We start from the raw sequence: 21,465 nt of genomic DNA, 5'->3' as shown, positions 1-21,465 counted from the left end.
TGAGGCGTTGAGCTAACCTGTACTAATTGCCCGTGAGGCTTAACCATACAACACCCAAGGGGTTTTGATGGACTCAATGCAAGAACATTGAATGTGTAATAACGAGAATTAAAAAAAACAGCTTTCCGAATTATTCGATTTGCAAGCAAATCTCACCCTAACGGGCCGCACTAAAGTGCGTTTGAATTTGCGAGCAAATTGATAAAGAATTTGCTTGGCGACCATAGCGTTTTGGACCCACCTGACTTCCATGCCGAACTCAGAAGTGAAACGAAATAGCGCCGATGGTAGTGTGGGGTTTCCCCATGTGAGAGTAGGACATCGCCAGGCTTTAATTATTGCAAAAAGCCCGCTAGAAATAGCGGGCTTTTTGCTATTTGTGCTTTTCAAAAAACTCTTCATAAGATTAATAAAACTTAATCTACGCACCACCGCTCCTTAATTATCAATCACGTATCCTTTCTTTAGAATCAAAAGTAAGAGGATACAACGTGAACATTTTAGGGTATTTACAGAAAATCGGTAAAGCACTGATGGTGCCAATTGCCGTACTGCCTGCAGGTGGTTTAATGCTGGGTCTTGGTTATGCCATAGACCCATCTGGGTGGGGTGCGAATAGTCCAATAGCGACAATACTTGTGTATGGTGGTAAGGGCATTATGGATAACCAAGCTTGGTTATTCGCCGTTGGTGTCGCTTATGGATTAGCGAAAGATAATAACGGTGCAGCTGCTCTATCGGGCTTACTTGGTCTGCTAATTATAGAAATGATTGTCGGTAATACGGCAGTGATTTCGCAGATCACTGGTGTACCTGTCGCTGAGATGAGTTCTTCGGAACTGATTGCTTCCGCCACAGCTGTTAGTGCATTTACCGGTATCATGATGGGGATAGTGGCTGCCACTCTTTATAACCGTTTCCACACTATCAAACTGCCTGCTGCACTAGGTTTCTTCGCTGGTAAACGTTTCGTTCCAATCGTGACTTCTTTTGCGGCAATCTTAATCAGCGTTGTGATGGTTTATGTGTGGCCTGCTGTTTATGGTTCACTGGTTAATTTTGGTATCTCAATTTCTGAAATGGGTGCCGCTGGCGCAGGTGTCTATGGTTTCTTCAATCGACTATTAATTCCAATCGGTCTGCACCACGCACTGAACCAAGTATTCATCTTTGATCTTGTTGGCATCAACGATATTTCAAAATTCTGGTCTGGTACAGGTGAGTGGGGTGTTACAGGCATGTACCAAGCTGGTTTCTTCCCATATATGGGCTACGGTCTACCTGCGGCGTGTTTAGCGATGTATCACTGTGCGAAGCCTGAAAACAAGAAAAGAGTTGGCGGTATTCTTGGTGCATCAGCGTTAACGGCTATTTTGACCGGTGTAACAGAACCGATTGAATTTGCGTTTATGTTTGTGGCTCCTGCTCTGTATGTTGTTCACGCTTTATTAGCTGCTCTATCTCTGTATATTGCAGCAAGCATGCAGTGGTTCGCTGGTTTCACATTTAGTGGCGGGTTAATTGACTTCATCTTGTCTTATAACTTACCTCTCGCGATCAAGCCTTATATGCTTATCGTACAGGGTATTTGCTTCGCATTTATTTACTATGCAGTCTTCCGATTCGCTATTCTTAAGTTTGATTTGAAAACGCCAGGTCGTGAAGAAATAGAAGTAGAGGTCGTTGTAAAGAGTGAGACTTCCACTAATACGAAAGCAGCTCAGTATCTGAAAGCGCTGGGTGGCCATAGTAATCTTACTTCTATCGACTCATGTATTACGCGTTTACGTTTAACTCTGAATGATACCTCTGTCGTTGACGAACGTACGCTCAAAGCCATTGGGGCGATGGGAGTAGTGAAAATTGGCGCGAATAACCTACAGGTCATTGTTGGTACTGAAGCGGAACAAATCGCTCATGCGATGAAGCAAATTCCAGAGATGCAGGATCTCTCGGATGTCGTCATACCTAGTTTCTCTGTATAAAAGCATTTTTAATCTAGTTAAAGGCTGAGTATTTACTTAGCCTTTTTTGTATTTATTTAACTATTCAAAATAGAGTCGAGCACGTAGTCCAGGGTTGTTATCACGTAAAAACAAGTGCGCGTTATGCAAATTGATCACGGCATCGACCAAAGACAACCCTAAGCCATTACCTGATTCCGTGCGACTTTGGTCTGCACGATACATTGGACGGCAAACATACATTTTGTCGTAATCAGAAATGCCTATTCCAGAGTCAGCAATAACAACGCCAAAGCAGTCAGTGATGACTTCGATATGTCCTCCATTGGGTGTGTACTTAACCGCATTTTCTAACAGATTAAACACCGCTCGAAAAAGCAGAGAACGATCTCCTGTGACAATGCAGGGGGTATCTTGTCTAAACGCTAATGTTTGGTTTTTTTCGTCCGCGACGGGAGAGATAAACTCTAGGGCATCTTGGGCGACTTTTCCTAAATCGACACTATCATTGCCGATATTCACTTGGCCGCTGTTGAGCTTTGCAATTTCAAGCATGCTATTGAACAGTGACAAAATCAGTTCTAATTCATCATAACAAGCTGAAAAGCTGCTTACTTGGGATGGCGATAAATCGCTTTGAGCTAGGATGTCTTCTAAGCGAAGCTTCAGCCTCGCCATTGGTGTTCTCATGTCATGCGCAAGTCCAGTGGTCAGTGATTTGAGGCTAGACTCGTTTTTCGCCATTTGTTCAATCATGAAATTAAGATGAATGGCTAAAATATCAAACTCATCGTCTTGGCGAGATACAGCAATTTTAACATTTGGCTCTCCACACAGAACGCGATTCATGGCGTTATTCACTTTTTCTAATCGTTTGAGGATGAGTACAGTAAAAAAGAGTGCAGAGATAATCATGACTGTGGTAGGAAAAATGATGCCAGAGAAGACCATCGGGGTAAGTGATTTTCGGTACTCTTCTACCGCGCTTTTATCGACCCCTATCTCTAACTGTAGGTTGTTACCTACTAGAATATTATGCCTGTTCGCTTGCAGATCGATAGGATAGTACGGCTGAAGGTTGTCTGATTCGTTGCTTTCGATGAGCCGGTAATAGAAAGGTGTCGCCGTCGCTTGTTTAGTTTTTAAAAGCTGTTCGACATCTTCTTTGCTTTGTTTAGCAGCAAAGTTGAATTCCAGAATTTCTTCATTCAGTTGTCTGGTTAACTGCTTGTGGTGGAAATTGTTAGAGCCTCTGTACACTTGGTGTATGACGATAATATTGGTGATAGTGATGATTAAAAAAAGACCCACTAATGTTTTAAATACGGATGAACGGGTTAAAGCATAGTCATCGACGAAGGACATAGCCAACTCCTCTTACAGTGTGCAGGAGTCCTGTACATCCAGCCTCTTCCAGTTTTCGGCGTAAGTTAGCAACGTGGACATCAATGACGTTAGTTTTGGGATCAAAATGATAGCTCCAGATATTTTCGAACAGGCGCATGCGTGACACAACTTGCTCGCTATGCTCAATAAAATATTGAATAAGCTGAAATTCTTTAGGTTGAAGGGTTATCTCTTGTTCATTGCACGTGACTTTGTGTGCTTTAAGGTCTACTTCCAAACAGTGGTATTTAAGAATGTGCTGATTTGATGTTGGCCGCTGAGTTCGATTGATGATGATATCGACCCGGGCAATTAACTCAGCAAGAGCGAATGGCTTAATTAAGTAGTCATCACTGCCCGCCTGTAAACCGTCCACTCGATCATTTACGCTATCCATTGCGCTTAAAATCAGAACTGGGAGCTGTTCTTCTGTTGCCTTGATTGCTGCGAGAACTTTCATTCCGTCGAGGTAAGGCAGCATTCTATCCAAAATGATGAGTTGGTATTCCGAGCTGAGAGCCAGAGCCATCATTAACCCTTTCTTACCGTCTTCGGCTTGGTCAACAATATAACCGTGTTCGGTCAGGCCTTTACTGACGAATTCTCTGGTCGTTGCGTCATCTTCTATGATGAGTATTTTCACGGGGATTCCTCTGTTTTGGATGGTACTTTACTGGTGAAGAAGGGAGAGGGAAATATGAAAAAGAAGGCTCGCGTGACTAATGCGAGCCAACACGATTTAGGGGGACAAATCGTTAAAGTTTTCTGGAGTGTCTTTATAAATGGTCGTGAAGAGTCTACTAAAGTTTCTCTTGAGTAGACCTTTTGGAAAGATTAAAGATCGTTAATGTGTGTAGACCAATGCCAGCAATTTTCGGCTTATTGAATGACTGGTATTGGTATTATTGAGCGATAAAGCTTCCTTCAGCTAACTCCCATAACGCTTTGACTAATGAGTTCTCCAGTTGCGATCTTTTACAGCACACACCGAGTTGAAATGGTTTGATTGGGGCAAATGAGAGCCGCTGAATATTGTCGCGCACAGGGCTGTTATTTATAACAACATCTGGTGCGATTCCGACACCGCAGCCTAGAGCCACCATACTGACAATGGCTTCATGACCGGAAATTTGCGCGTAGATATTGGGTTTGATTTTCATTTTTTTAAACCAGGCATTGGCACGGTCTCGAGCGGTGCCTGACTCAGGCACAATGAAAGGAATCTTATTCCAGTCGGGATTCTCTTTATGTAGCTCTTCAACCCATGAGCTGATACCTATCGGAGCAATAACGGAAAGTGGAATTTCACTGATGGTGGTGAATTCCACTTTGGATGAAAGATGCTCTGGCATTGCTGAAATAGCAATGTCGGCCTCATCATTCATTATCTTATCGATGGCCTGGGCTGGGTCACCCGTCAGTAGTTTGAATTCAATAAAAGGGTGCTTTAAGCGAAATGAGTTGAGCAGCTGCGGTAAGTGGCTGTAGCTTGCGGTCACTGAGCAAAATAAACGAACTTCACCCTTAAGCACGTCATCCTGCACATTTATTTGTGATTGGAATTGCGTCCAGTCATGAACCATCTTCATTGCCACGGGCTGAAATTTCTCACCAGCAGGTGTTAACTCTACACTCCGGTTGTCTCTGATAAAGAGCGGGTGCCCTATTTCTTCTTCCAACTTTTGAATCTGACGACTTAAAGCGGATGGACTTACGTGCTTTGTCGCTGCTGTCTTACTAAAATTCTTGCTGTCACAGATATCAAGGAACAGTCGGATGGTTTTTATATTCATGAAATTACCATGTTGCATTTTTTGCAATTACTAATTGTGAATATATCACTTTAAGCAATTAAATGTCTGTTCTAGTATGGACTCATTCGGTAAGACAAGTACCGACCTGTATGGAAGAATCTTAAAGGAGCACCCTAATGTCTAACTATTTCAATACTCTAAACTTGCGTGAGCAATTAGACCAACTTGGTCGTTGTCGTTTTATGGACCGCAGTGAGTTTGCTTCAGAAGCAGACTACCTAAAAGGTAAGAAGGTTGTCATCGTAGGTTGTGGTGCTCAAGGCCTGAACCAAGGCCTAAACATGCGCGATTCTGGTCTAGATGTGTCATACGCACTTCGTCAGGCAGCAATCGACGAGCAACGTCAGTCATTTAAAAATGCAAAAGATAACGGTTTTGAAGTAGGCAGCTACGAAACGCTGATTCCTCAAGCGGATCTAGTGGTTAACCTGACTCCAGACAAGCAGCACTCTAACGTTGTTGAGACGGTAATGCCATTGATGAAAGAAGGCGCTGCACTAGGTTACTCACACGGCTTCAACGTGGTTGAAGAAGGCATGCAAATCCGTAAAGACCTAACGGTTGTAATGGTTGCACCTAAGTGTCCTGGTACTGAGGTTCGCGAAGAATACAAACGTGGTTTCGGTGTTCCAACTCTGATTGCGGTTCACCCAGAGAATGACCCTAAAGGTGACGGGCTGGAAATCGCGAAAGCTTGGGCAGCAGCAACTGGCGGTCACCGTGCAGGTTGTCTAGAGTCATCTTTCGTTGCAGAAGTAAAATCTGACCTAATGGGTGAGCAAACTATCCTATGTGGCATGCTTCAAGCTGGTTCTATCGTATGTTACGAGAAGATGGTTGCTGAAGGTATCGACCCAGGTTACGCAGGTAAACTACTTCAGTACGGTTGGGAAACAGTAACAGAAGCTCTGAAATTCGGTGGCATCACGCATATGATGGACCGTCTTTCTAACCCAGCTAAAATCAAAGCGTTTGAGCTTTCTGAAGAGCTAAAAGATCTAATGCGTCCGCTTTACAACAAGCACATGGATGACATCATTTCTGGTCACTTCTCTAGCACGATGATGGCTGACTGGGCTAACGATGACGTGAACCTACTAGGCTGGCGTGAAGAGACTGGTCAAACAGCATTTGAAAACTACCCAGAAACAGACGTTGAAATCTCTGAGCAAGAGTACTTCGACAACGGCATTCTAATGATTGCTATGGTTCGCGCAGGTGTTGAGCTAGCGTTCGAAGCAATGACTGCATCAGGCATCATCGATGAGTCAGCGTACTACGAGTCACTACACGAACTACCGCTAATCGCGAACACAATTGCACGTAAGCGTCTGTACGAGATGAACGTAGTAATCTCTGATACTGCGGAATACGGTAACTACCTATTCGCAAACGTAGCAACACCACTACTACGTGAGAAGTTCATGCCTTCAGTAAGTACCGATGTTATCGGTAAAGGCTTAGGTGAAACTTCAAACCAAGTTGATAACGCAACACTTATCGCGGTTAATGAGACGCTTCGCAATCACCCAGTTGAATACATCGGTGAAGAGCTACGCGGGTACATGACTGATATGAAGCGTATCGCGGTAGGCGGCTAAATTACTGGCCTTAAGATTCCATTTCGGTGTCGAAGGTGCTCATTTACTATCGTAAACTCCGCGCCTTCTCCTAGAAATGACATCTTAATACTGCGTAATTTACATACTCTAAAGTAACGCAGTAAAAGAACTCCAGGCAGACTGGGGTCAATAAATACAAAACACAACATCTAATCAAAAGGCTTGGTCGCCGTTGACCAAGCCTTTTTTGTTTGTGGCCCGTTTGTTTGCAGCATAAAAAAGGCTGGCACCTGAGTGTCAGCCTTTAAACATTATCGAAAGACGATGTTTATTTGTCTGCCAGTTTCGCTTCAAGCTCGGCCAGCTTCGCTTCCATTTCCGTTAGCTTCTGACGAGTACGAAGCAGAACCTGAGTCTGTACATCAAATTCTTCACGGCTTACAACATCAAGCTTGTTAAGTTGACCTTGAATCACTTGGCGAACTTTCTGATCAACATCCGCACCAAGCTCTTTCACTGGTGCTGGCATAGAGTCATGAATCTGCTTGGCGATTTGCTCTAGTTTCTTTGGATCAAACATAGTGGTTAAAACTCCTTTTGATTTGTGCTCATTTTAAGTAATTGATACGGGAAAGTCGCTAGTTGGAATGCAAAAAATCGAGATAGGTACGGCAAACGCAAGGCAATAAAAAAGGCCACCGAAGTGACCTTTTTATCTTGGTAGGGAATTAGTGGTTGTCCGCTAATCCTCGTTGTGCCGCTTTTGCTTCATCTACACGGGCCAACTTTTCCAGATCTTTGTCTTCAACAAACACCGGCAGTGGTTTGTGTTTTTCAGCTAAGTAGCTGTAGATAACAGGCAGTACGAATAGGGTAAACAGAGTACCAATCGCCAGACCAGCAACGATTACGATGCCGATACTAAAGCGCTGAGCAGCACCCGCACCAGTCGCGTACATCAGAGGGATAAGACCCGCAATCATCGCAGCAGTTGTCATCAGAATAGGGCGCAGACGTACTTTCGCCGCTTCCATTACTGCTTCTGTTTTACCCAGATTGTTGTGCAACTGCTCTTCTTTCGCCACTTCACAGATCAAGATACCGTGCTTGGTGATAAGACCAACCAGAGTAATCAAACCGACCTGAGAGTAGATGTTCATCGATGCCGCACCCCAAGCAAGCGCAATCAATGCACCACAAATCGCAAGTGGTACAGACACCATGATAACCAGCGGATCTTTCACGGATTCAAACTGAATCGCCAGAACCAAGAAGATGATCGCCAATGCTAAACCAAATGTTGCGTATAACGCACTACCTTCAGTAACAAACTGACGAGCTTCACCCATGTAGTCATGGTTGTAGCCGTTTGGCAGTTTTGTTTCAGCGATGTTCTCAAACCAGTTAATCGCATCACCCATTGCCGTGCCCGGTGCTGGTACCGCACCTACCGTCGCTGAGTTCAGCTGGTTGAAGTGAGGTAGTGAGCGTGGTTCTGCAATCACATCGATGGTGATTAGGTTACTCAGTGGCACCGCATTACCATCCGCAGCACGTACGTAGTAGTTATTCATCGACTCTGGGTTTAGACGCCACTTACGCTCTACCTGAGGGATAACTTCATAAGATCGGCCATTAAGGTCGATACGGTTTACGTAGCCATCTGCCATCATGGTGCTTAACGTCACGCCAATGTCTTGCATGGTTACGCCATATGCGCCGGCTTTGTCTTTGTCGATGTTGATTTTCATCGTCGCCGAGTCGTAGTTCAGATCAAGATCCGAATAAACGAACATCGGGCTAGACTTAACTTCCGTCAATACGTCCGTCGCGATAGAGAATAAACTCTCAAATGCGTTTGGTGTAGTCAGAACAAATTGAATTGGCAGACCGCTACCCGCACCTGGTAATTCAGGCATTTGGAAAGCGGTAACCGCCATTCCCGGAACGTCCGCAACCAATCCGCCTACACGTCCAGTAACGTCAGCTTGGCTTGCTTCTCGCTCACTCCAAGGCACCATAGAGGCGATACCGAACGCTTGGTGAGAGTTTGGTACACCTGAGAAAACCTGTGCAAACTGAACTTCTGGCTGCTCAGACAGAATGTTGTTTACTTGGTTCATGGTGTTCTGGATAAAGTCTAAGTTCGAATTGGATGGAGCAGTACCCATCAATACAACCACGCCTTTATCTTCAGACGGAGCCAGTTCACTTGGGATGAACTTGAACAGCATTGGCAAGCTGGCAAATACAATCAACGCAAAACCAATCACAACTGGACGGTGTTGCATGACTGCCCCCAACATTTTGGCGTATCGGCTGGTCATGCGCTCTAACACGCTATGCACTTTCTGCTCAAACTTGCTTGGTGCTTGGTGAGCTTTAAGCATTTTTGAACACATCATAGGTGATAGGGTCAGTGCCACAATACCCGATACAAATACCGCACCGGCCAGGGTTAACGCGAACTCTTTAAATAGCGAGCCCGTGATACCACCCATTAGCGCGATTGGCGCGTATACCGCACCCAGCGTTAGTGTCATCGCGATAACCGGAACCGCAATTTCGCGCGTACCGATAATGGCCGCTCGGAATGGTGATTCACCAAGCTTTATATGTCGGTCAACGTTTTCCAGTACAACAATCGCATCATCTACCACCAGACCAATGGCGAGAACCATTGCCAGTAGCGTCATCAAGTTCCAGGAGAAACCCATTGATTGCATTACCATCGCCACACCGATCAAAGAAAGTGGAATGGTCACAATCGGTATCACCACGGCGCGGAATGAACCAAGGAATATAGTGATAACAATCAGTACGATCACCGCTGCTTCAGCGATGGTTTTGATTACTTCATTAATGGATTCGTTAATTGCGATAGTCGAATCATAAAGTACATTCATCTTGATCGTACTAGGCAAGTTGCGCTCTAGCTGAGGTAATAGATCAAGTACGTCTGCTGCGATATTGATTGGGTTGGCACTTGGTGCAGCGTTAATTGCGGCAACCACTGCCTCCTGACCATTTGCACTGGCTCGATATGAGTCGTGACTTTTCTCTAGCGTCACTTTAGCTATGTCGCTTAAGCGAGTGACATTGCCTTCATTATTGCTAACAACAAGGTTCTTCAGCTCATCAACATTGGATACCTGTGTATCTGCACTACCGTTATAAAGTACAAATTCACCGATAGCCTGACCCGTTGCAGACTGATAGTTGTTGGCACTTAACACACCCATTACGTCAGTCGCGGTTAAGTTAAACGCTGCCATTTTTGCAGGGTCTAGCCAAACACGTAACGCGTATTTCATACCACCGTATAGGTCGACTTTCGATACACCATTAACGGTGAACAACTGCGGGTTGATTACACGTTCAAGGTAGTCGGTGATCTGACTTGAAGACAACTCGTCACTGGTAAAGCCGATATACAGTACCGCCGTTGTCGAACCTGTCGACATAGTTACGGTAGGGTCTTCGGCTTCTTTTGGTAGTTGCGAGCGAACCGAGTTGGTTTTTGCCAGAATGTCCGATAGTGCCGCATTCGGGTCAGTGTTCAACTTCATTTTTACAGTGATGGTGGATTTACCCAGCACCGATTGAGAAGTCATATAATCGATATTATCTGCCTGTGCGACCGCTTGCTCCAATGGCTGAGTAATAAAGCCCTGGATTAGGTCGGCACTGGCACCGTAGTAACTGGTCGAAACCGTTACTTCCGTATTCGTCATTTCAGGGTATTCACGAACCTGCATTTTGAAGATTGCTTGTAGACCAAGCAATGCGATCAAAAAGCTGATTGATACCGCTAAAACTGGACGTTTAATAAAAACATCAGTAAAGCGCATGAAGCCTCCGATTACAGCATTGGTGTTTCAGTTGGTGGAGTCGTTGCATCGCTTTCTACGACACGGACTTTCGCGTGGTTACTCAGACGAATCTGACCTGAGGTCACCACCACATCACCTGGCTTAACGCCTTCAAGAATGTGTACGATGTCTTTTGTACGCTCACCCACTTTAACCACTTGCTGTGTTACACGCTTTTCACCATCTTCTTCCGATACGATGTAAATGCTGTCACCGTAGAGTGTGTAAGTAATGGCGGTTTGTGGCAGAGTCACCTGGTTTTCAAGTTTAGGTAGGATGATATTCGCTCGAGCGAACATGCCACTACGTAATTTGCCGTCGTTGTTTGGGATATCTGCTTGTACCTGGATCAGGCCACTCTGTACATTAACCGCTGGTTCAATGGCTGTAATTGAGCCTTTGAAGGCGATTTCTGGGTATGCATCGACAAAAATATCGACAGCTTGGCTGATGTGGATACGAGAAATATCGGTCTGCGGCACCGTGAAACGTAGACGCATAACGCTGGTGTCTTCAAGACGTACGATATCCGTACCTGCTTGAAGGTACTGACCTAGGTAAACATTACGAATACCAACCACGCCTGAGAACGGTGCTTTGATTTCACGACGGTCGATCGACGCTTTCAAGCTCTCGATGTCAGCACTAAGAGAAAAGTAATTCGCTTCTGCTTCATCATAAGACTCTTTAGAAATAGAGCCTTTTTTGTAAAGACCTTGGTAACGCTTGTACTTTGCTTCAGCGGCTGGCAGCTTCGCTTGTGCACTTTTTAGGTTGGCTTTCTCAACAGCTGAATCAAGAAGCACCAAATCTTGACCTTCTTTCACTTGAGTTCCAGATTCAAAAGCGATTTGGTCAATCACGCCACTCGTCTCGTTCGCTACCGTTACCCCTTGGTTAGGCTCGATAAAGCCTATCGCCTCAATAACTGGTACCCAATCAACCGACTGTACATCAGTTACGGTGACCGGGAATTCAGGCTCCGGGCGGTTCGCCATGTATTCGGCAATCTTCTGTTGCTTGAATAAGTTGAAACCTATCACACTGCCAAACAGCAATACTGCGATAAGTAACATAAAGAAAGTCCACTTTTTCATTCTGATCAGAACTCCAATTAGTGTTGAATGATTGCGTCCCAACTGGCCTCAATTGCGGCTTCTATGGCTGCTTCGTCCAGTTGATAAAACCCCAGGGCATGATGTCGAGCGAGTGCAACGGTCGCCTCGAAACTCAGTCCCGAAAGGATCATATTGTCGAGTGGCTTAAACACTCCTTGCTCTTTACCCTGGTCAAATAGTCGGTCTACCTGATCAAACATTTTACGCTCAAGTTCTAGCGTTACTCTATTGCTTGCATAGGGTAGAGATTGATATTGAACTCTATTATTCAATGTGTCCACATTTGAGCCAGCTAAACACCAAATGTTAAGCCACATTTTTGTATAACGTTCTTTCAAAGGCATATCGTCGCTCACGCCAGCTTGCACTTCTATTGCAATGCGTTTTGCTACGTTTAATCTAACTTCGTCTAAAAGGTGGTTCTTATCTGAAAAGTAACGATAGATAGTGCCAGCCGCCACACCCGCTTCTTTGGCAAGCTTTTGCATCGAAAAACCCTGAAAACCCAGCTCGGCAATCAGTTTTTCCGCCGCACAAAGAATCTGAGCTTTTTTATCTAAAGTTGTATTACTCGACATAGTTCCACTTCTAGTGAATGAACGTTCATTCATTATAGACTTAAAACTATACGAGTGTGCAATAAAAAATGATTAATTTTTTACTTTGTTATAAATGGAGTTTATCAACACGAACAAACTGAGGGCTGATAAACGTGGTAATCGTGCATACTCACTATTATCATAGGCGCCACGTTTATTGCCCGCTGAGAAATTCTATGAAGCTGAACCCTAGTCAAGATGAAGCCGTAAAGTACGTATCTGGTCCATGTCTGGTGCTGGCCGGTGCTGGCTCGGGTAAAACTCGTGTTATCACCAATAAAATTGCTTATTTGGTTCAGCAATGTGGTTACAAAGCGCGAAATATTGCTGCGGTAACCTTTACCAATAAAGCTGCACGAGAAATGAAAGAGCGGGTGGGTCAGACGTTAGGTAAAGCTGAGTCTAAAGGTTTGATGGTGTCGACCTTCCACACCTTGGGTTTGAACATTATTAAGCGCGAGTACAAGCAGCTTGGCTTAAAAGCAGGCTTCTCCTTGTTTGATGATCAAGACCAACTGGCGTTACTAAAAGAGCTAACGGAAAAGCAGCTCGACGGCGATAAAGATCTGCTGCGTCAGCTTATGAGTTCTATCTCTAACTGGAAGAACGACATGCTAACGCCAGAGCAGGTGAAAGCTCAGGCGAAAGGTGAGCAACAGCAGTTGTTTGCCTTCTGTTTCGACATGTACCAGAAGCAGATGAAAGCGTATAACGCGCTCGATTTTGATGATTTGATCCTGATGCCAGTACTGTTATTACGTAATAATGAAGACGTGCGTCAGCGTTGGCAGAGCCGCATCCGCTACCTGCTGGTGGATGAATACCAAGATACCAATACTAGCCAATACGAGCTGGTCAAGCTCATTGTCGGTGAGCGTGGCCGTCTGACCGTAGTAGGGGATGACGACCAGTCTATCTATTCATGGCGAGGTGCGAAGCCACAGAACTTGGTACTACTGGGTGAAGACTACCCGAACTTGCGCCTGATTAAGCTAGAGCAAAACTATCGCTCTACCAGTCGTATCCTTCGCGCTGCCAATATACTCATCGCCAACAACCCGCACGTGTACGAGAAGTCACTGTTCTCAGAGATCCCCGATGGTGAAAAGCTTAAAGTGCTGTTGGCGAAAAATGAAGAACATGAGGCGGAGCGTGTCACGGGTGAACTGATTGCGCACAAGTTCCTCAATCGCACGGAATACCGCGACTACTCGATTTTGTATCGTGGTAACCATCAATCTCGTTTAATTGAAAAATCGCTGATGCAAAACCGCGTGCCATACAAAATCTCGGGTGGCACCTCTTTCTTTGCTCGTGCAGAGATCAAAGACATCATGGCGTATCTGCGAGTACTGGTGAATCCGGACGATGACAATGCCTTTCTTCGTATCGTAAACACGCCTCGACGTGAAATTGGTCCGGTAACGTTAGAAAAACTAGGAAGTTACGCCAATATGCGTAGTAAAAGCCTGTTTGAAGCCAGCTTTGAAATGGGGCTTGAGCAACATTTAACAGGACGCGGATTGGAAAACTTACAACGTTTCACATCTTGGTTGGTGAAGATTGCAGACCAAGCGGAGCGTGGTGATACGGTAGAAGCGGTGCGCTCATTGGTACGTGACATTAACTATGAAGACTGGTTGTACGAAACCTCAACGAGTCCGAAAGCGGCTGAGATGCGCATGAAAAACGTGTCTGATCTTTATTCTTGGATCGTTTCTGACCTAGAAGGTGATAATTACGATCAAGAAGAGAAGACGTTAAAAGAGGTTGTTCAGCGTCTGACTTTACGTGACATGATGGAGCGTGGGGAAGGGGACGAAGACAGCGATGCGGTTCAATTGATGACATTGCACGCGTCAAAAGGTCTGGAATTTCCGTACGTTTATCTGATTGGTTCTGAAGAAGGCATTTTGCCGCATCAAACCAGTATCGATGAAGACAACGTAGAAGAAGAACGTCGCCTGATGTACGTGGGGATTACTCGTGCTCAGCGAGAGCTGACTTTTACGATGTGTAAAGAGCGTCGTCAGTATGGCGAGCTAATCAAGCCGACGCAAAGTCGCTTTCTTGATGAATTGCCTTTCGATGATGTGGAATGGGAAGTAAACAAAAAGCCCGTATCCCAAGAAGAGCGAATGGCGAAAGGCCAGGCTCATATTGCCAACTTACGTTCGATGTTTAAGAAGTAGTATCGTTTTACATCAAGTTTGATAACGAACCAAATAAAAAGGCTTGCCACTTGGCAAGCCTTTCTCTTTTCAATTGTTCAAGTAAAGCTGAATTACAGGCCTTCAATCATGTGATCGATAGCTGCGATGATCTCGTCATCAGAACAGTCCATACACGTACCTTTTGCAGGCATCGCGTTGAAGCCTTCAAGTGCGTGCTTAACTAGTACATCTTTACCTTGAGCGATACGAGGTGCCCAATCGTCAGCATTACCAGTCTTTGGCGCACCGTTTACACCAGATGCGTGACAAGCAATACAAAAAGTACCGTAAACTGTTGCACCATCACGAGGACCAGTTGGTTCTGCTTTTACAGGCTCAGAGCCTGCTAGATAAACATCGCCGACAGGTTTGATGCGTTCTGCGATCGCATCGTATTCACTTTGGCTGATGTCAGAAGCTAAAGCTGCCGTAGAAAACGTTAAGGCAGCGAACAAAACGCTAATCATTTGTCGAGACATATCCATTAAACCCACTTCACATTCCCGAGGTAAGTGACTTACCTATTTATATAGTTAGAGTATTGATACCGATTAAAGAAGTCCGATAAAACCACTTCAAGGGTATAGAATGATTATACAACCTGGTTGCAGCTGTTAAATCAATGTAAATAATGAGTGATTATATCCTGATAGCTTGTTGCATTAAACAACAAGTTATCCATGACAGGGCGTGAATCACATCAAAAATTCACGTTAAAGACAGATAACTGTCGAAAAAGAGACCAAACGATAAAAAAAGTAAAAAAAGTACTAGACGGCATAGTGTGATATCCGTATTATTCCACTCCGCCGATAGGGCATGCGCCCGTAGCTCAGTTGGATAGAGCGTTGGCCTCCGGAGCCAAAGGTCGAAGGTTCGAATCCTTTCGGGCGTACCATTTCCCCGGAGGGTAAGTCGGTAAAAAATCAGTGGTGGCTATAGCTCAGTTGGTAGAGCCCCGGATTGTGATTCCGGTTGTCGCGAGTTCAAGTCTCGTTAGCCACCCCATTCTTTCCTTTTTAGGAAGAACAAGGTAGCATTGCTTCCTGTCTTGATTTAGAGTCGAGATAAAACATAAGTCGGTGAATAACGTTTTGTAGCGTATCCTGGCTCTTGGAATAAGCGGACCAGAGGGTTGACCCTCTTAAACGTAAACCAAGTAAAAAAATATATCGTCGGTGAATAGCGCAGCTTGGTAGCGCATCTGGTTTGGGACCAGAGGGTCGGGGGTTCGAATCCCTCTTCACCGACCACTATTTTAGTTTATGGCTTACAGTAAGCGGTAAACATGACAATTTGATGGTGGCTATAGCTCAGTTGGTAGAGCCCCGGATTGTGATTCCGGTTGTCGCGAGTTCAAGTCTCGTTAGCCACCCCATTCTTTCTTTAAAGAATACATGCTCGGTGAATAGCGCAGCTTGGTAGCGCATCTGGTTTGGGACCAGAGGGTCGGGGGTTCGAATCCCTCTTCACCGACCACCATTCGAAAGCCTCGACAGAAATGTTGAGGCTTTTTTGCATTCTGAGTTTAGTCATTGTTTGCAAAGGGCCGGGGGCTGGAGCGCCAGTTCGATCGAACCCCTCTTCACCGACCACCATTAGAAAGCCCCGATAGAAATATCGGGGCTTTTTTACGTCTTTAGCTCGTGACTAGCGCAGCTTGGTCGCGCATCTCATTCTTTGAAATATAGCGGACCAAAGGGTCGGGGGGTCGCCTGACGTTCAGATTCTCGCTCTTCACCGACCGCCATTCGAAGGCCTCGACTAGCCGTCCGCAACAGAAATATCGGGGCCTTTTTGCATTCTGGGTTTTATGCATTGATTGAAAAAGGTCGGGGGGCTGGACGCCCAGTCGCCGAAGACTCGAACGTATCAAATCCCTCTTCATCGAACATCATTCAAAAAGTCTTAATTGTCAGGCCAAAGTGCTTTTGACCACCAGTAACCCAAAAGCTTTTTTAGCAGATAAAACAAACCCCAGCGCAGTGGCTGGGGTTTTGTATTTTTACCATTCAATCCATTTTACTGGGCGAGCGTTTTGAGGATTTCTTTTAGCTCTACAGTGTCTTTTACTTCGTAGTCTGGCTCAATATCCGTCGGATTATCGGTACCTTTTGGGTTAACCCAAACGCTAAGAATACCCATATCGTTAGCGCCCGTTATATCTGCTGCTAAAGAGTCACCGATATGAAGCGCTTCTTCTGGCTTAACGTCTGCTAGTTTGAGAGCCTTGTGGAAGATGCTTGCCGCTGGTTTTTCTTCAGGCTCTTCGCCACCGACAATAATGTGATCGACCCATTCACTCATGTTTGTCGCGGCTAATTTCGGATGTTGAGAGAAGATTGGGCCGTTAGTGATCACGACGAGAGTGTAGTGTTGGCGCAGTTCAACCAGCATTTCCTGTACCCCAGGTAGGAAGGAAAAAGCTTTCATGCGTGCAGTATCAAAAAAGTTTTGCGCTTGTTGGGCTTGCTCTGTGCTTATTTCGATACCTTGTTCTGCTAGGATGGTTTTTATCAGGCCACAACGGAATGCATTTTCATCCGGCAGCAAGGCTACAAGTTGAGGGAACTCTGCATTGAGCTTTTTATACACGCCTTGTAAGTAGCGCTGTAAGAAGGCATTAGAATCCGCGAGCTGTGGATAGGTTTCTTTCATCCAATTGGCAAATTCTTGCCCTGCCACTTTATCGGCTTGAGATGTGCCACATAAAGTCTCGTCCATATCAAAAAAAATCGCTTTCAGCACAGGGGCTCCTATCATTTACAACTTTGCTACTGGGGCTTCTATTCAAGCTATTATCTCATGCTCGCTAGCATCGTAAAGTCTTAAAACCACAGCATGATAGAGCTAGCTGTTCTAAATTGATTAAACCTAAATGGACGATTTTCAGCGTCAATCGTTGTATGTTTAACCACCAAATCTGAATAACTGACCTAAAATAGAATATTAATCTTTTTTGCAGAACCACTCACGTTTTACTTGTAGATAGTGTTGTTGATACTTGGTTTTTTATCTCTCCCTACTATTTTTATGCGGAGTTTAATGCCTAAGAGATCGATTTCATGCCAGATATTGTTTGCTGAATGTTAACTATAACCCATGAATAATTTTGCTATAGCTGATGTTGATTTTTTGCATAAATCTAGAGCATTTTCCTGCTTTTATTGGTGCACAGCGCACAAAAATAGGTTGATATGAAAATGGTTAAATACTTGTTAATGCATTTTTATTCGCCAAATATGCGTTCAATTAACATTTTTATGGCGGAAAATACTTTAATTGTTGCTTTTTTGTGTGATTTTTGCCAAATTGTGTCCGCATTAAAATTTCAGAGTATTATTCTGAATTTGAACGGATTCATTCAGGCGATGAATAGCGTCCTAGGAGGGCGTGATTCAATGCCACACAGACAAGGTAGTAGAGGTCTGAAATGCCACTATTAGAAGTGAAAAACCTTCGTATTGAGTATCCATCCCGACACGGTGTTCACGCAGCCGTGAAATCTCTTTCGTTCCAAATTGAACGTGGTGAGATTGTGGGTGTTGTCGGCGAATCAGGTGCGGGTAAATCCACCGTTGGTAACGCTGTTATTGATTTGCTTAGTCCTCCGGGTCGCGTTGCCAGTGGCGATGTATTTCTGGATGGTGAAAAGATTTCCGGTTTATCTCCGGAAGCGATGCGTAAGGTTCGTGGTTCGAAGATAGGCTTTATTTTCCAAGACCCAATGACCTCTCTTAACCCTTTGTTTACGGTTGAGCAGCAGCTTAAAGAAACCATTCATGCCAACATGAAAGTGTCGGATGAAGAGGCGTATCAACGTGCACTCTCTCTGATGCAGCAAGTGGGCATTCCTCAACCGGAAAACCGTCTCAAACAATATCCTCATCAATTCTCAGGTGGTATGCGCCAGCGTGTGGTTATTGCCATCGCTCTGGCTGGTGAACCTGATCTGATCATTGCGGATGAGCCGACGACGGCATTGGACGTTTCGATCCAAGACCAAATCCTCCAGCTGATTCGTGAATTGTGCGTCAAGAACAACGTCGGTTGTATGCTGGTGACGCACGATATGGGTGTGGTTTCAAACGTCACTGACCGTGTGGCAGTTATGTACCGTGGTGACCTTGTTGAATTTGGCCCAACAGCAAAAGTTCTGGGTAACCCAGACCACCCATACACTCGCAGCTTGATCTCAGCGGTTCCTCGCTCCGACAGAAAGCTCGATCGCTTCCCTCTGGTGAGTTACATCGAAGAAGCGACAGAAATGAAGTCGCTAGACATTAAGAACCACTGGTTAGGACAAAGTCAGGATCAACGTGAGTACACTGGCCCGTTGTTGGACGTGAAAAACGTAAACTTAAGATTCGTGACCAAAGACTCTCTGTTTGAAAACCGCCGTGAGTACGTACAAGCGTCGAATAATGTCAGCTTTGAAGTCCATGAAGGTGAGACATTTGGTCTGGTGGGGGAATCTGGCTCTGGTAAATCGACAATCGCACGCGTGATTGCGGGCTTGTATGAACCAAACTCTGGTCAGGTGAAATTTGAAGGCCTCGATCTGACAGCAATGAAGTCAGAAAAAGAGCGTCGCCCAGTTCGCCGTCAAATGCAGATGGTATTCCAGAACCCTTATACGTCGATGAACCCTCGTATGAAGGTAGCGGATATCATTGCTGAGCCTATTCGTTTCCATAAGCTGACTAAAAACGAAACAGAAACACGTCAAATCGTGAATGACTTGCTTGATCACGTTGGTTTGGGGCGTATGGCTGGTCTTAAGTATCCACACGAATTCTCAGGTGGTCAGCGTCAGCGTATCTCTATTGCGCGTGCACTGGCAACCCGACCTCGCCTTTTGATCTGTGACGAACCAACATCAGCGTTGGATGTTTCGGTACAGGCACAGATTCTTAACTTACTGAAAGATCTGCAAAGTGAGCTGAACTTGACTATGTTATTTATCAGTCACGACTTACCGGTAATTCGTCAGATGTGTGATCGAGTCGGTGTAATGCAGATGGGTACCCTACTTGAAGTGGCACCAACTGAGCAGTTGTTTACCGCTCCTCAGCATGAATACAGTAAGAAACTGATCTCTCTAATGCCAGAGTTTACCGGACTAAGAGAAGAGATTAAATCGGCATAAACCAAGTTTTTTGCTTGGCTGATCTTGAAATAAAAACAGACGCAAACACAACAAGGGACTTTGATCCCAGCATGAAGGAGTTATGCAAATGAAAACCATGAAAAGCAAATTAGCAGTGGCGCTAATCGCTGCGGGACTAAGTTTTAACTCGTTGGCAGCAGACATTAAAGTTGGTTACGCTGCTGACCCGGTATCGCTTGACCCGCACGAGCAGCTATCTGGTGGTACACTGCAAATGTCACACATGGTATTTGACCCACTGGTTCGTTTCACTCAGGAAATGGATTTTGAGCCTCGCCTGGCAGAAAGCTGGGAGCGTATTAACGATACAACAGTACGCTTCAAACTGCGTGAAGGTGTGAAGTTCCACTCTGGCAACACAATGACTGCAGATGACGTTGTATGGACATTTGAGCGTCTGCAAAACTCTCCAGACTTTAAATCTATCTTCGAACCGTACGAAAAAATCGTTAAAGTTGATGACAACACCTTTGATCTTGTGACTAAAGGACCTTACCCACTTGTGCTGCAAACGGCGACGTACATCTTCCCGATGGACAGCAAGTTCTATACTGGTAAGACTGAAGATGGCAAAGACAAATCTGAGCTAGTGAAGCATGGTAACTCATTTGCATCAACTCACGTTTCTGGTACAGGTCCATTCATCGTGACATCACGTGAACAGGGCGTAAAAGTAGAATTTGAACGCTTCAAAGATTACTGGGACAAAGAGTCAAAAGGCAACGTTGATAAGCTAACCCTAGTACCAATCAAAGAAGATGCGACTCGTGTTGCAGCACTACTTTCTGGCGGCGTAGATATGATTCACCCAGTCGCGCCAAACGATCACCAACGTGTGAAAGACGCTGACGGTATCGATCTGGTGACACTGCCTGGTACTCGTATTATCACGCTACAAATGAACCAAAACAGCAACGAAGCGTTGAAAGACGTTCGCGTTCGTCAGGCGATTGTGCATGCCATCAACAACGAAGGCATCGTGAAGAAAATCATGAAAGGCTTCGCAACGGCAGCTGGTCAGCAAAGCCCAGCAGGTTACGTTGGTCATAACGACAAGCTAGTTCCTCGCTACGATCTGAAGAAAGCAAAAGAGCTGATGAAAGAAGCGGGCTACGAAGACGGCTTGACGCTAACGATGATTGCGCCAAACAACCGTTACGTGAACGATGCAAAAGTTGCACAAGCAGCAGCGGCTATGCTGTCTAAGATCGGCATCAAGGTTGATCTGAAGACAATGCCTAAAGCGCAATACTGGCCTGAGTTTGATTTATGTTCTGCTGACATGCTGATGATCGGTTGGCACTCAGATACTGAAGATTCTGCAAACTTCAACGAATTCCTAACCATGACTCGTAACGAAGAAACTGGTCGTGGTCAGTACAACTGTGGTCACTACTCAAACCCAGAAATGGACAAAGTAGTCGAAGCGGCTAACGTTGAAACGGATCCAGCGAAACGTGCAGAAATGCTACAAGGTGTAGAAGCAACGCTATACAACGACGCAGCATTCGTACCGCTACACTGGCAAAGTGAAGCATGGGGCGCGAAGTCTAACGTGAAAGCAGTAGACATCGTGAACCCAATGGTTATGCCTTACTTTGGCGACCTTGTGGTTGAATAATCACATTGAGTAGTTATCAGGAGGGAGTTCGCTTCCTCCTGAATGAGCCCTATGACAAGTGAATTATTGTGGGGCTCAATAGCAGGCTCAGTTTTATTTCAGTCGGACTGAGCCCGTTTAAAGACTGAATTTTCTCTCTAAATTTA

General features: G+C 45.1%; 15 protein-coding genes, 5 tRNA genes and 1 rRNA gene. 12 read left to right on the top strand and 9 right to left on the bottom strand.

Going from position 1 to position 21,465, the window contains the following annotated elements; all coding sequences use genetic code 11:
• Nucleotides 1-213: 213 nt before the first annotated feature.
• Nucleotides 214-330 (top strand): 5S ribosomal RNA (gene rrf / locus L3V31_RS10930).
• A gap of 161 nt (nucleotides 331-491) precedes the next feature.
• Complete coding sequence (gene nagE / locus L3V31_RS10925; RefSeq protein WP_237316081.1) at nucleotides 492-1,985, top strand: N-acetylglucosamine-specific PTS transporter subunit IIBC; 1,494 nt, start codon at nucleotides 492-494, stop codon at nucleotides 1,983-1,985.
• 60 nt (nucleotides 1,986-2,045) lie between these two features.
• Here the strand turns inward: nagE and L3V31_RS10920 are convergent, their stop codons facing one another.
• Nucleotides 2,046-3,329, bottom strand: a complete 1,284-nt coding sequence (locus L3V31_RS10920) for a HAMP domain-containing sensor histidine kinase (protein ID WP_237316080.1) — start codon at nucleotides 3,327-3,329, stop codon at nucleotides 2,046-2,048.
• Complete coding sequence (locus L3V31_RS10915; protein WP_237316079.1) at nucleotides 3,313-3,993, bottom strand: response regulator transcription factor; 681 nt, start codon at nucleotides 3,991-3,993, stop codon at nucleotides 3,313-3,315. The genes L3V31_RS10920 and L3V31_RS10915 overlap by 17 nt, the downstream gene beginning before the upstream one ends.
• Before the next feature lie 54 nt (nucleotides 3,994-4,047).
• Between L3V31_RS10915 and L3V31_RS22030 the strand changes: the two genes are divergently transcribed.
• Complete coding sequence (locus L3V31_RS22030) at nucleotides 4,048-4,170, top strand: hypothetical protein (RefSeq protein WP_267135941.1); 123 nt, start codon at nucleotides 4,048-4,050, stop codon at nucleotides 4,168-4,170.
• 82 nt (nucleotides 4,171-4,252) lie between these two features.
• On the opposite strand, the gene ilvY is transcribed toward L3V31_RS22030, so the two are convergent.
• The gene (gene ilvY, locus L3V31_RS10910; protein ID WP_237316078.1) at nucleotides 4,253-5,143 is read right to left on the bottom strand and encodes an HTH-type transcriptional activator IlvY; all 891 of its coding nucleotides are present in this window, start codon (nucleotides 5,141-5,143) and stop codon (nucleotides 4,253-4,255) included.
• A 137-nt stretch (nucleotides 5,144-5,280) separates the two neighbouring features.
• On the opposite strand from ilvY, the gene ilvC reads away from it, so the two are divergent.
• Nucleotides 5,281-6,765 carry a ketol-acid reductoisomerase gene (ilvC, locus tag L3V31_RS10905; RefSeq protein ID WP_237316077.1) on the top strand — a complete coding sequence of 495 codons (1,485 nt, stop codon included), beginning with the start codon at nucleotides 5,281-5,283 and terminating at the stop codon, nucleotides 6,763-6,765.
• A gap of 289 nt (nucleotides 6,766-7,054) precedes the next feature.
• On the opposite strand, the gene L3V31_RS10900 is transcribed toward ilvC, so the two are convergent.
• The 4 genes from L3V31_RS10900 to L3V31_RS10885 form a co-directional block, all read right to left on the bottom strand.
• Entirely contained in the window at nucleotides 7,055-7,306 is a 252-nt protein-coding gene (locus L3V31_RS10900) for an accessory factor UbiK family protein (RefSeq protein WP_014230445.1), read from the bottom strand.
• 148 nt (nucleotides 7,307-7,454) lie between these two features.
• A complete protein-coding gene (locus tag L3V31_RS10895) occupies nucleotides 7,455-10,577 on the bottom strand; it encodes a multidrug efflux RND transporter permease subunit (protein ID WP_237316076.1) in 3,123 nt (1,040 codons plus the stop codon).
• An 11-nt stretch (nucleotides 10,578-10,588) separates the two neighbouring features.
• Nucleotides 10,589-11,695 carry an efflux RND transporter periplasmic adaptor subunit gene (locus tag L3V31_RS10890; protein WP_237316075.1) on the bottom strand — a complete coding sequence of 369 codons (1,107 nt, stop codon included), beginning with the start codon at nucleotides 11,693-11,695 and terminating at the stop codon, nucleotides 10,589-10,591.
• Between the two features lie 17 nt (nucleotides 11,696-11,712).
• A complete protein-coding gene (locus tag L3V31_RS10885) occupies nucleotides 11,713-12,294 on the bottom strand; it encodes a TetR/AcrR family transcriptional regulator (protein ID WP_014230448.1) in 582 nt (193 codons plus the stop codon).
• 197 nt (nucleotides 12,295-12,491) lie between these two features.
• Between L3V31_RS10885 and rep the strand changes: the two genes are divergently transcribed.
• Nucleotides 12,492-14,507, top strand: coding sequence for a DNA helicase Rep (rep, locus tag L3V31_RS10880; protein WP_237316074.1), 2,016 nt, complete (start codon nucleotides 12,492-12,494; stop codon nucleotides 14,505-14,507).
• 92 nt (nucleotides 14,508-14,599) lie between these two features.
• Here rep and L3V31_RS10875 read toward each other — a convergent pair whose 3' ends face one another.
• Nucleotides 14,600-15,013: a cytochrome c5 family protein gene (locus L3V31_RS10875; RefSeq protein WP_237316073.1), complete on the bottom strand. Its 414-nt coding sequence runs from the start codon at nucleotides 15,011-15,013 to the stop codon at nucleotides 14,600-14,602.
• 336 nt (nucleotides 15,014-15,349) lie between these two features.
• Here L3V31_RS10875 and L3V31_RS10870 point away from each other — a divergent pair.
• The 5 genes from L3V31_RS10870 (at nucleotide 15,350) to L3V31_RS10850 (ending at nucleotide 16,007) form a co-directional block, all read left to right on the top strand.
• Nucleotides 15,350-15,426: transfer RNA gene (locus L3V31_RS10870), tRNA-Arg, on the top strand.
• A 34-nt stretch (nucleotides 15,427-15,460) separates the two neighbouring features.
• Nucleotides 15,461-15,536 (top strand) — tRNA-His (locus L3V31_RS10865).
• A 168-nt stretch (nucleotides 15,537-15,704) separates the two neighbouring features.
• A tRNA-Pro gene (locus tag L3V31_RS10860) sits at nucleotides 15,705-15,781 on the top strand.
• A gap of 49 nt (nucleotides 15,782-15,830) precedes the next feature.
• Nucleotides 15,831-15,906 (top strand) — tRNA-His (locus L3V31_RS10855).
• A gap of 24 nt (nucleotides 15,907-15,930) precedes the next feature.
• A tRNA-Pro gene (locus L3V31_RS10850) sits at nucleotides 15,931-16,007 on the top strand.
• 543 nt (nucleotides 16,008-16,550) lie between these two features.
• Here the strand turns inward: L3V31_RS10850 and L3V31_RS10845 are convergent.
• Nucleotides 16,551-17,276 carry an HAD family hydrolase gene (locus L3V31_RS10845; protein ID WP_237316072.1) on the bottom strand — a complete coding sequence of 242 codons (726 nt, stop codon included), beginning with the start codon at nucleotides 17,274-17,276 and terminating at the stop codon, nucleotides 16,551-16,553.
• A 685-nt stretch (nucleotides 17,277-17,961) separates the two neighbouring features.
• On the opposite strand from L3V31_RS10845, the gene L3V31_RS10840 reads away from it, so the two are divergent.
• Nucleotides 17,962-19,677 carry an ABC transporter ATP-binding protein gene (locus L3V31_RS10840; RefSeq protein ID WP_237316071.1) on the top strand — a complete coding sequence of 572 codons (1,716 nt, stop codon included), beginning with the start codon at nucleotides 17,962-17,964 and terminating at the stop codon, nucleotides 19,675-19,677.
• An 88-nt stretch (nucleotides 19,678-19,765) separates the two neighbouring features.
• Complete coding sequence (locus tag L3V31_RS10835; protein ID WP_237316070.1) at nucleotides 19,766-21,319, top strand: ABC transporter substrate-binding protein; 1,554 nt, start codon at nucleotides 19,766-19,768, stop codon at nucleotides 21,317-21,319.
• The last annotated feature ends 146 nt before the right edge of the window (nucleotides 21,320-21,465 follow it).

The organism is Vibrio sp. J1-1 (assembly GCF_021728395.1).
Taxonomy (GTDB): domain Bacteria; phylum Pseudomonadota; class Gammaproteobacteria; order Enterobacterales; family Vibrionaceae; genus Vibrio.
This window is presented reverse-complemented; position numbering and strand designations above follow the sequence as displayed.

Coding starts and splice junctions, on each gene's coding strand:
- L3V31_RS10920 (WP_237316080.1), bottom strand. CDS start 3,329: ATGTCCTTCGTCGATGACTATGCTTTAACCCGTTCATCCGTATTTAAA.
- L3V31_RS22030 (WP_267135941.1), top strand. CDS start 4,048: ATGAAAAAGAAGGCTCGCGTGACTAATGCGAGCCAACACGATTTAGGG.
- ilvY (WP_237316078.1), bottom strand. CDS start 5,143: ATGAATATAAAAACCATCCGACTGTTCCTTGATATCTGTGACAGCAAG.
- ilvC (WP_237316077.1), top strand. CDS start 5,281: ATGTCTAACTATTTCAATACTCTAAACTTGCGTGAGCAATTAGACCAA.
- L3V31_RS10900 (WP_014230445.1), bottom strand. CDS start 7,306: ATGTTTGATCCAAAGAAACTAGAGCAAATCGCCAAGCAGATTCATGAC.
- L3V31_RS10895 (WP_237316076.1), bottom strand. CDS start 10,577: ATGCGCTTTACTGATGTTTTTATTAAACGTCCAGTTTTAGCGGTATCA.
- L3V31_RS10890 (WP_237316075.1), bottom strand. CDS start 11,695: ATGAAAAAGTGGACTTTCTTTATGTTACTTATCGCAGTATTGCTGTTT.
- L3V31_RS10885 (WP_014230448.1), bottom strand. CDS start 12,294: ATGTCGAGTAATACAACTTTAGATAAAAAAGCTCAGATTCTTTGTGCG.
- rep (WP_237316074.1), top strand. CDS start 12,492: ATGAAGCTGAACCCTAGTCAAGATGAAGCCGTAAAGTACGTATCTGGT.
- L3V31_RS10875 (WP_237316073.1), bottom strand. CDS start 15,013: ATGGATATGTCTCGACAAATGATTAGCGTTTTGTTCGCTGCCTTAACG.
- L3V31_RS10840 (WP_237316071.1), top strand. CDS start 17,962: ATGCCACTATTAGAAGTGAAAAACCTTCGTATTGAGTATCCATCCCGA.
- L3V31_RS10835 (WP_237316070.1), top strand. CDS start 19,766: ATGAAAACCATGAAAAGCAAATTAGCAGTGGCGCTAATCGCTGCGGGA.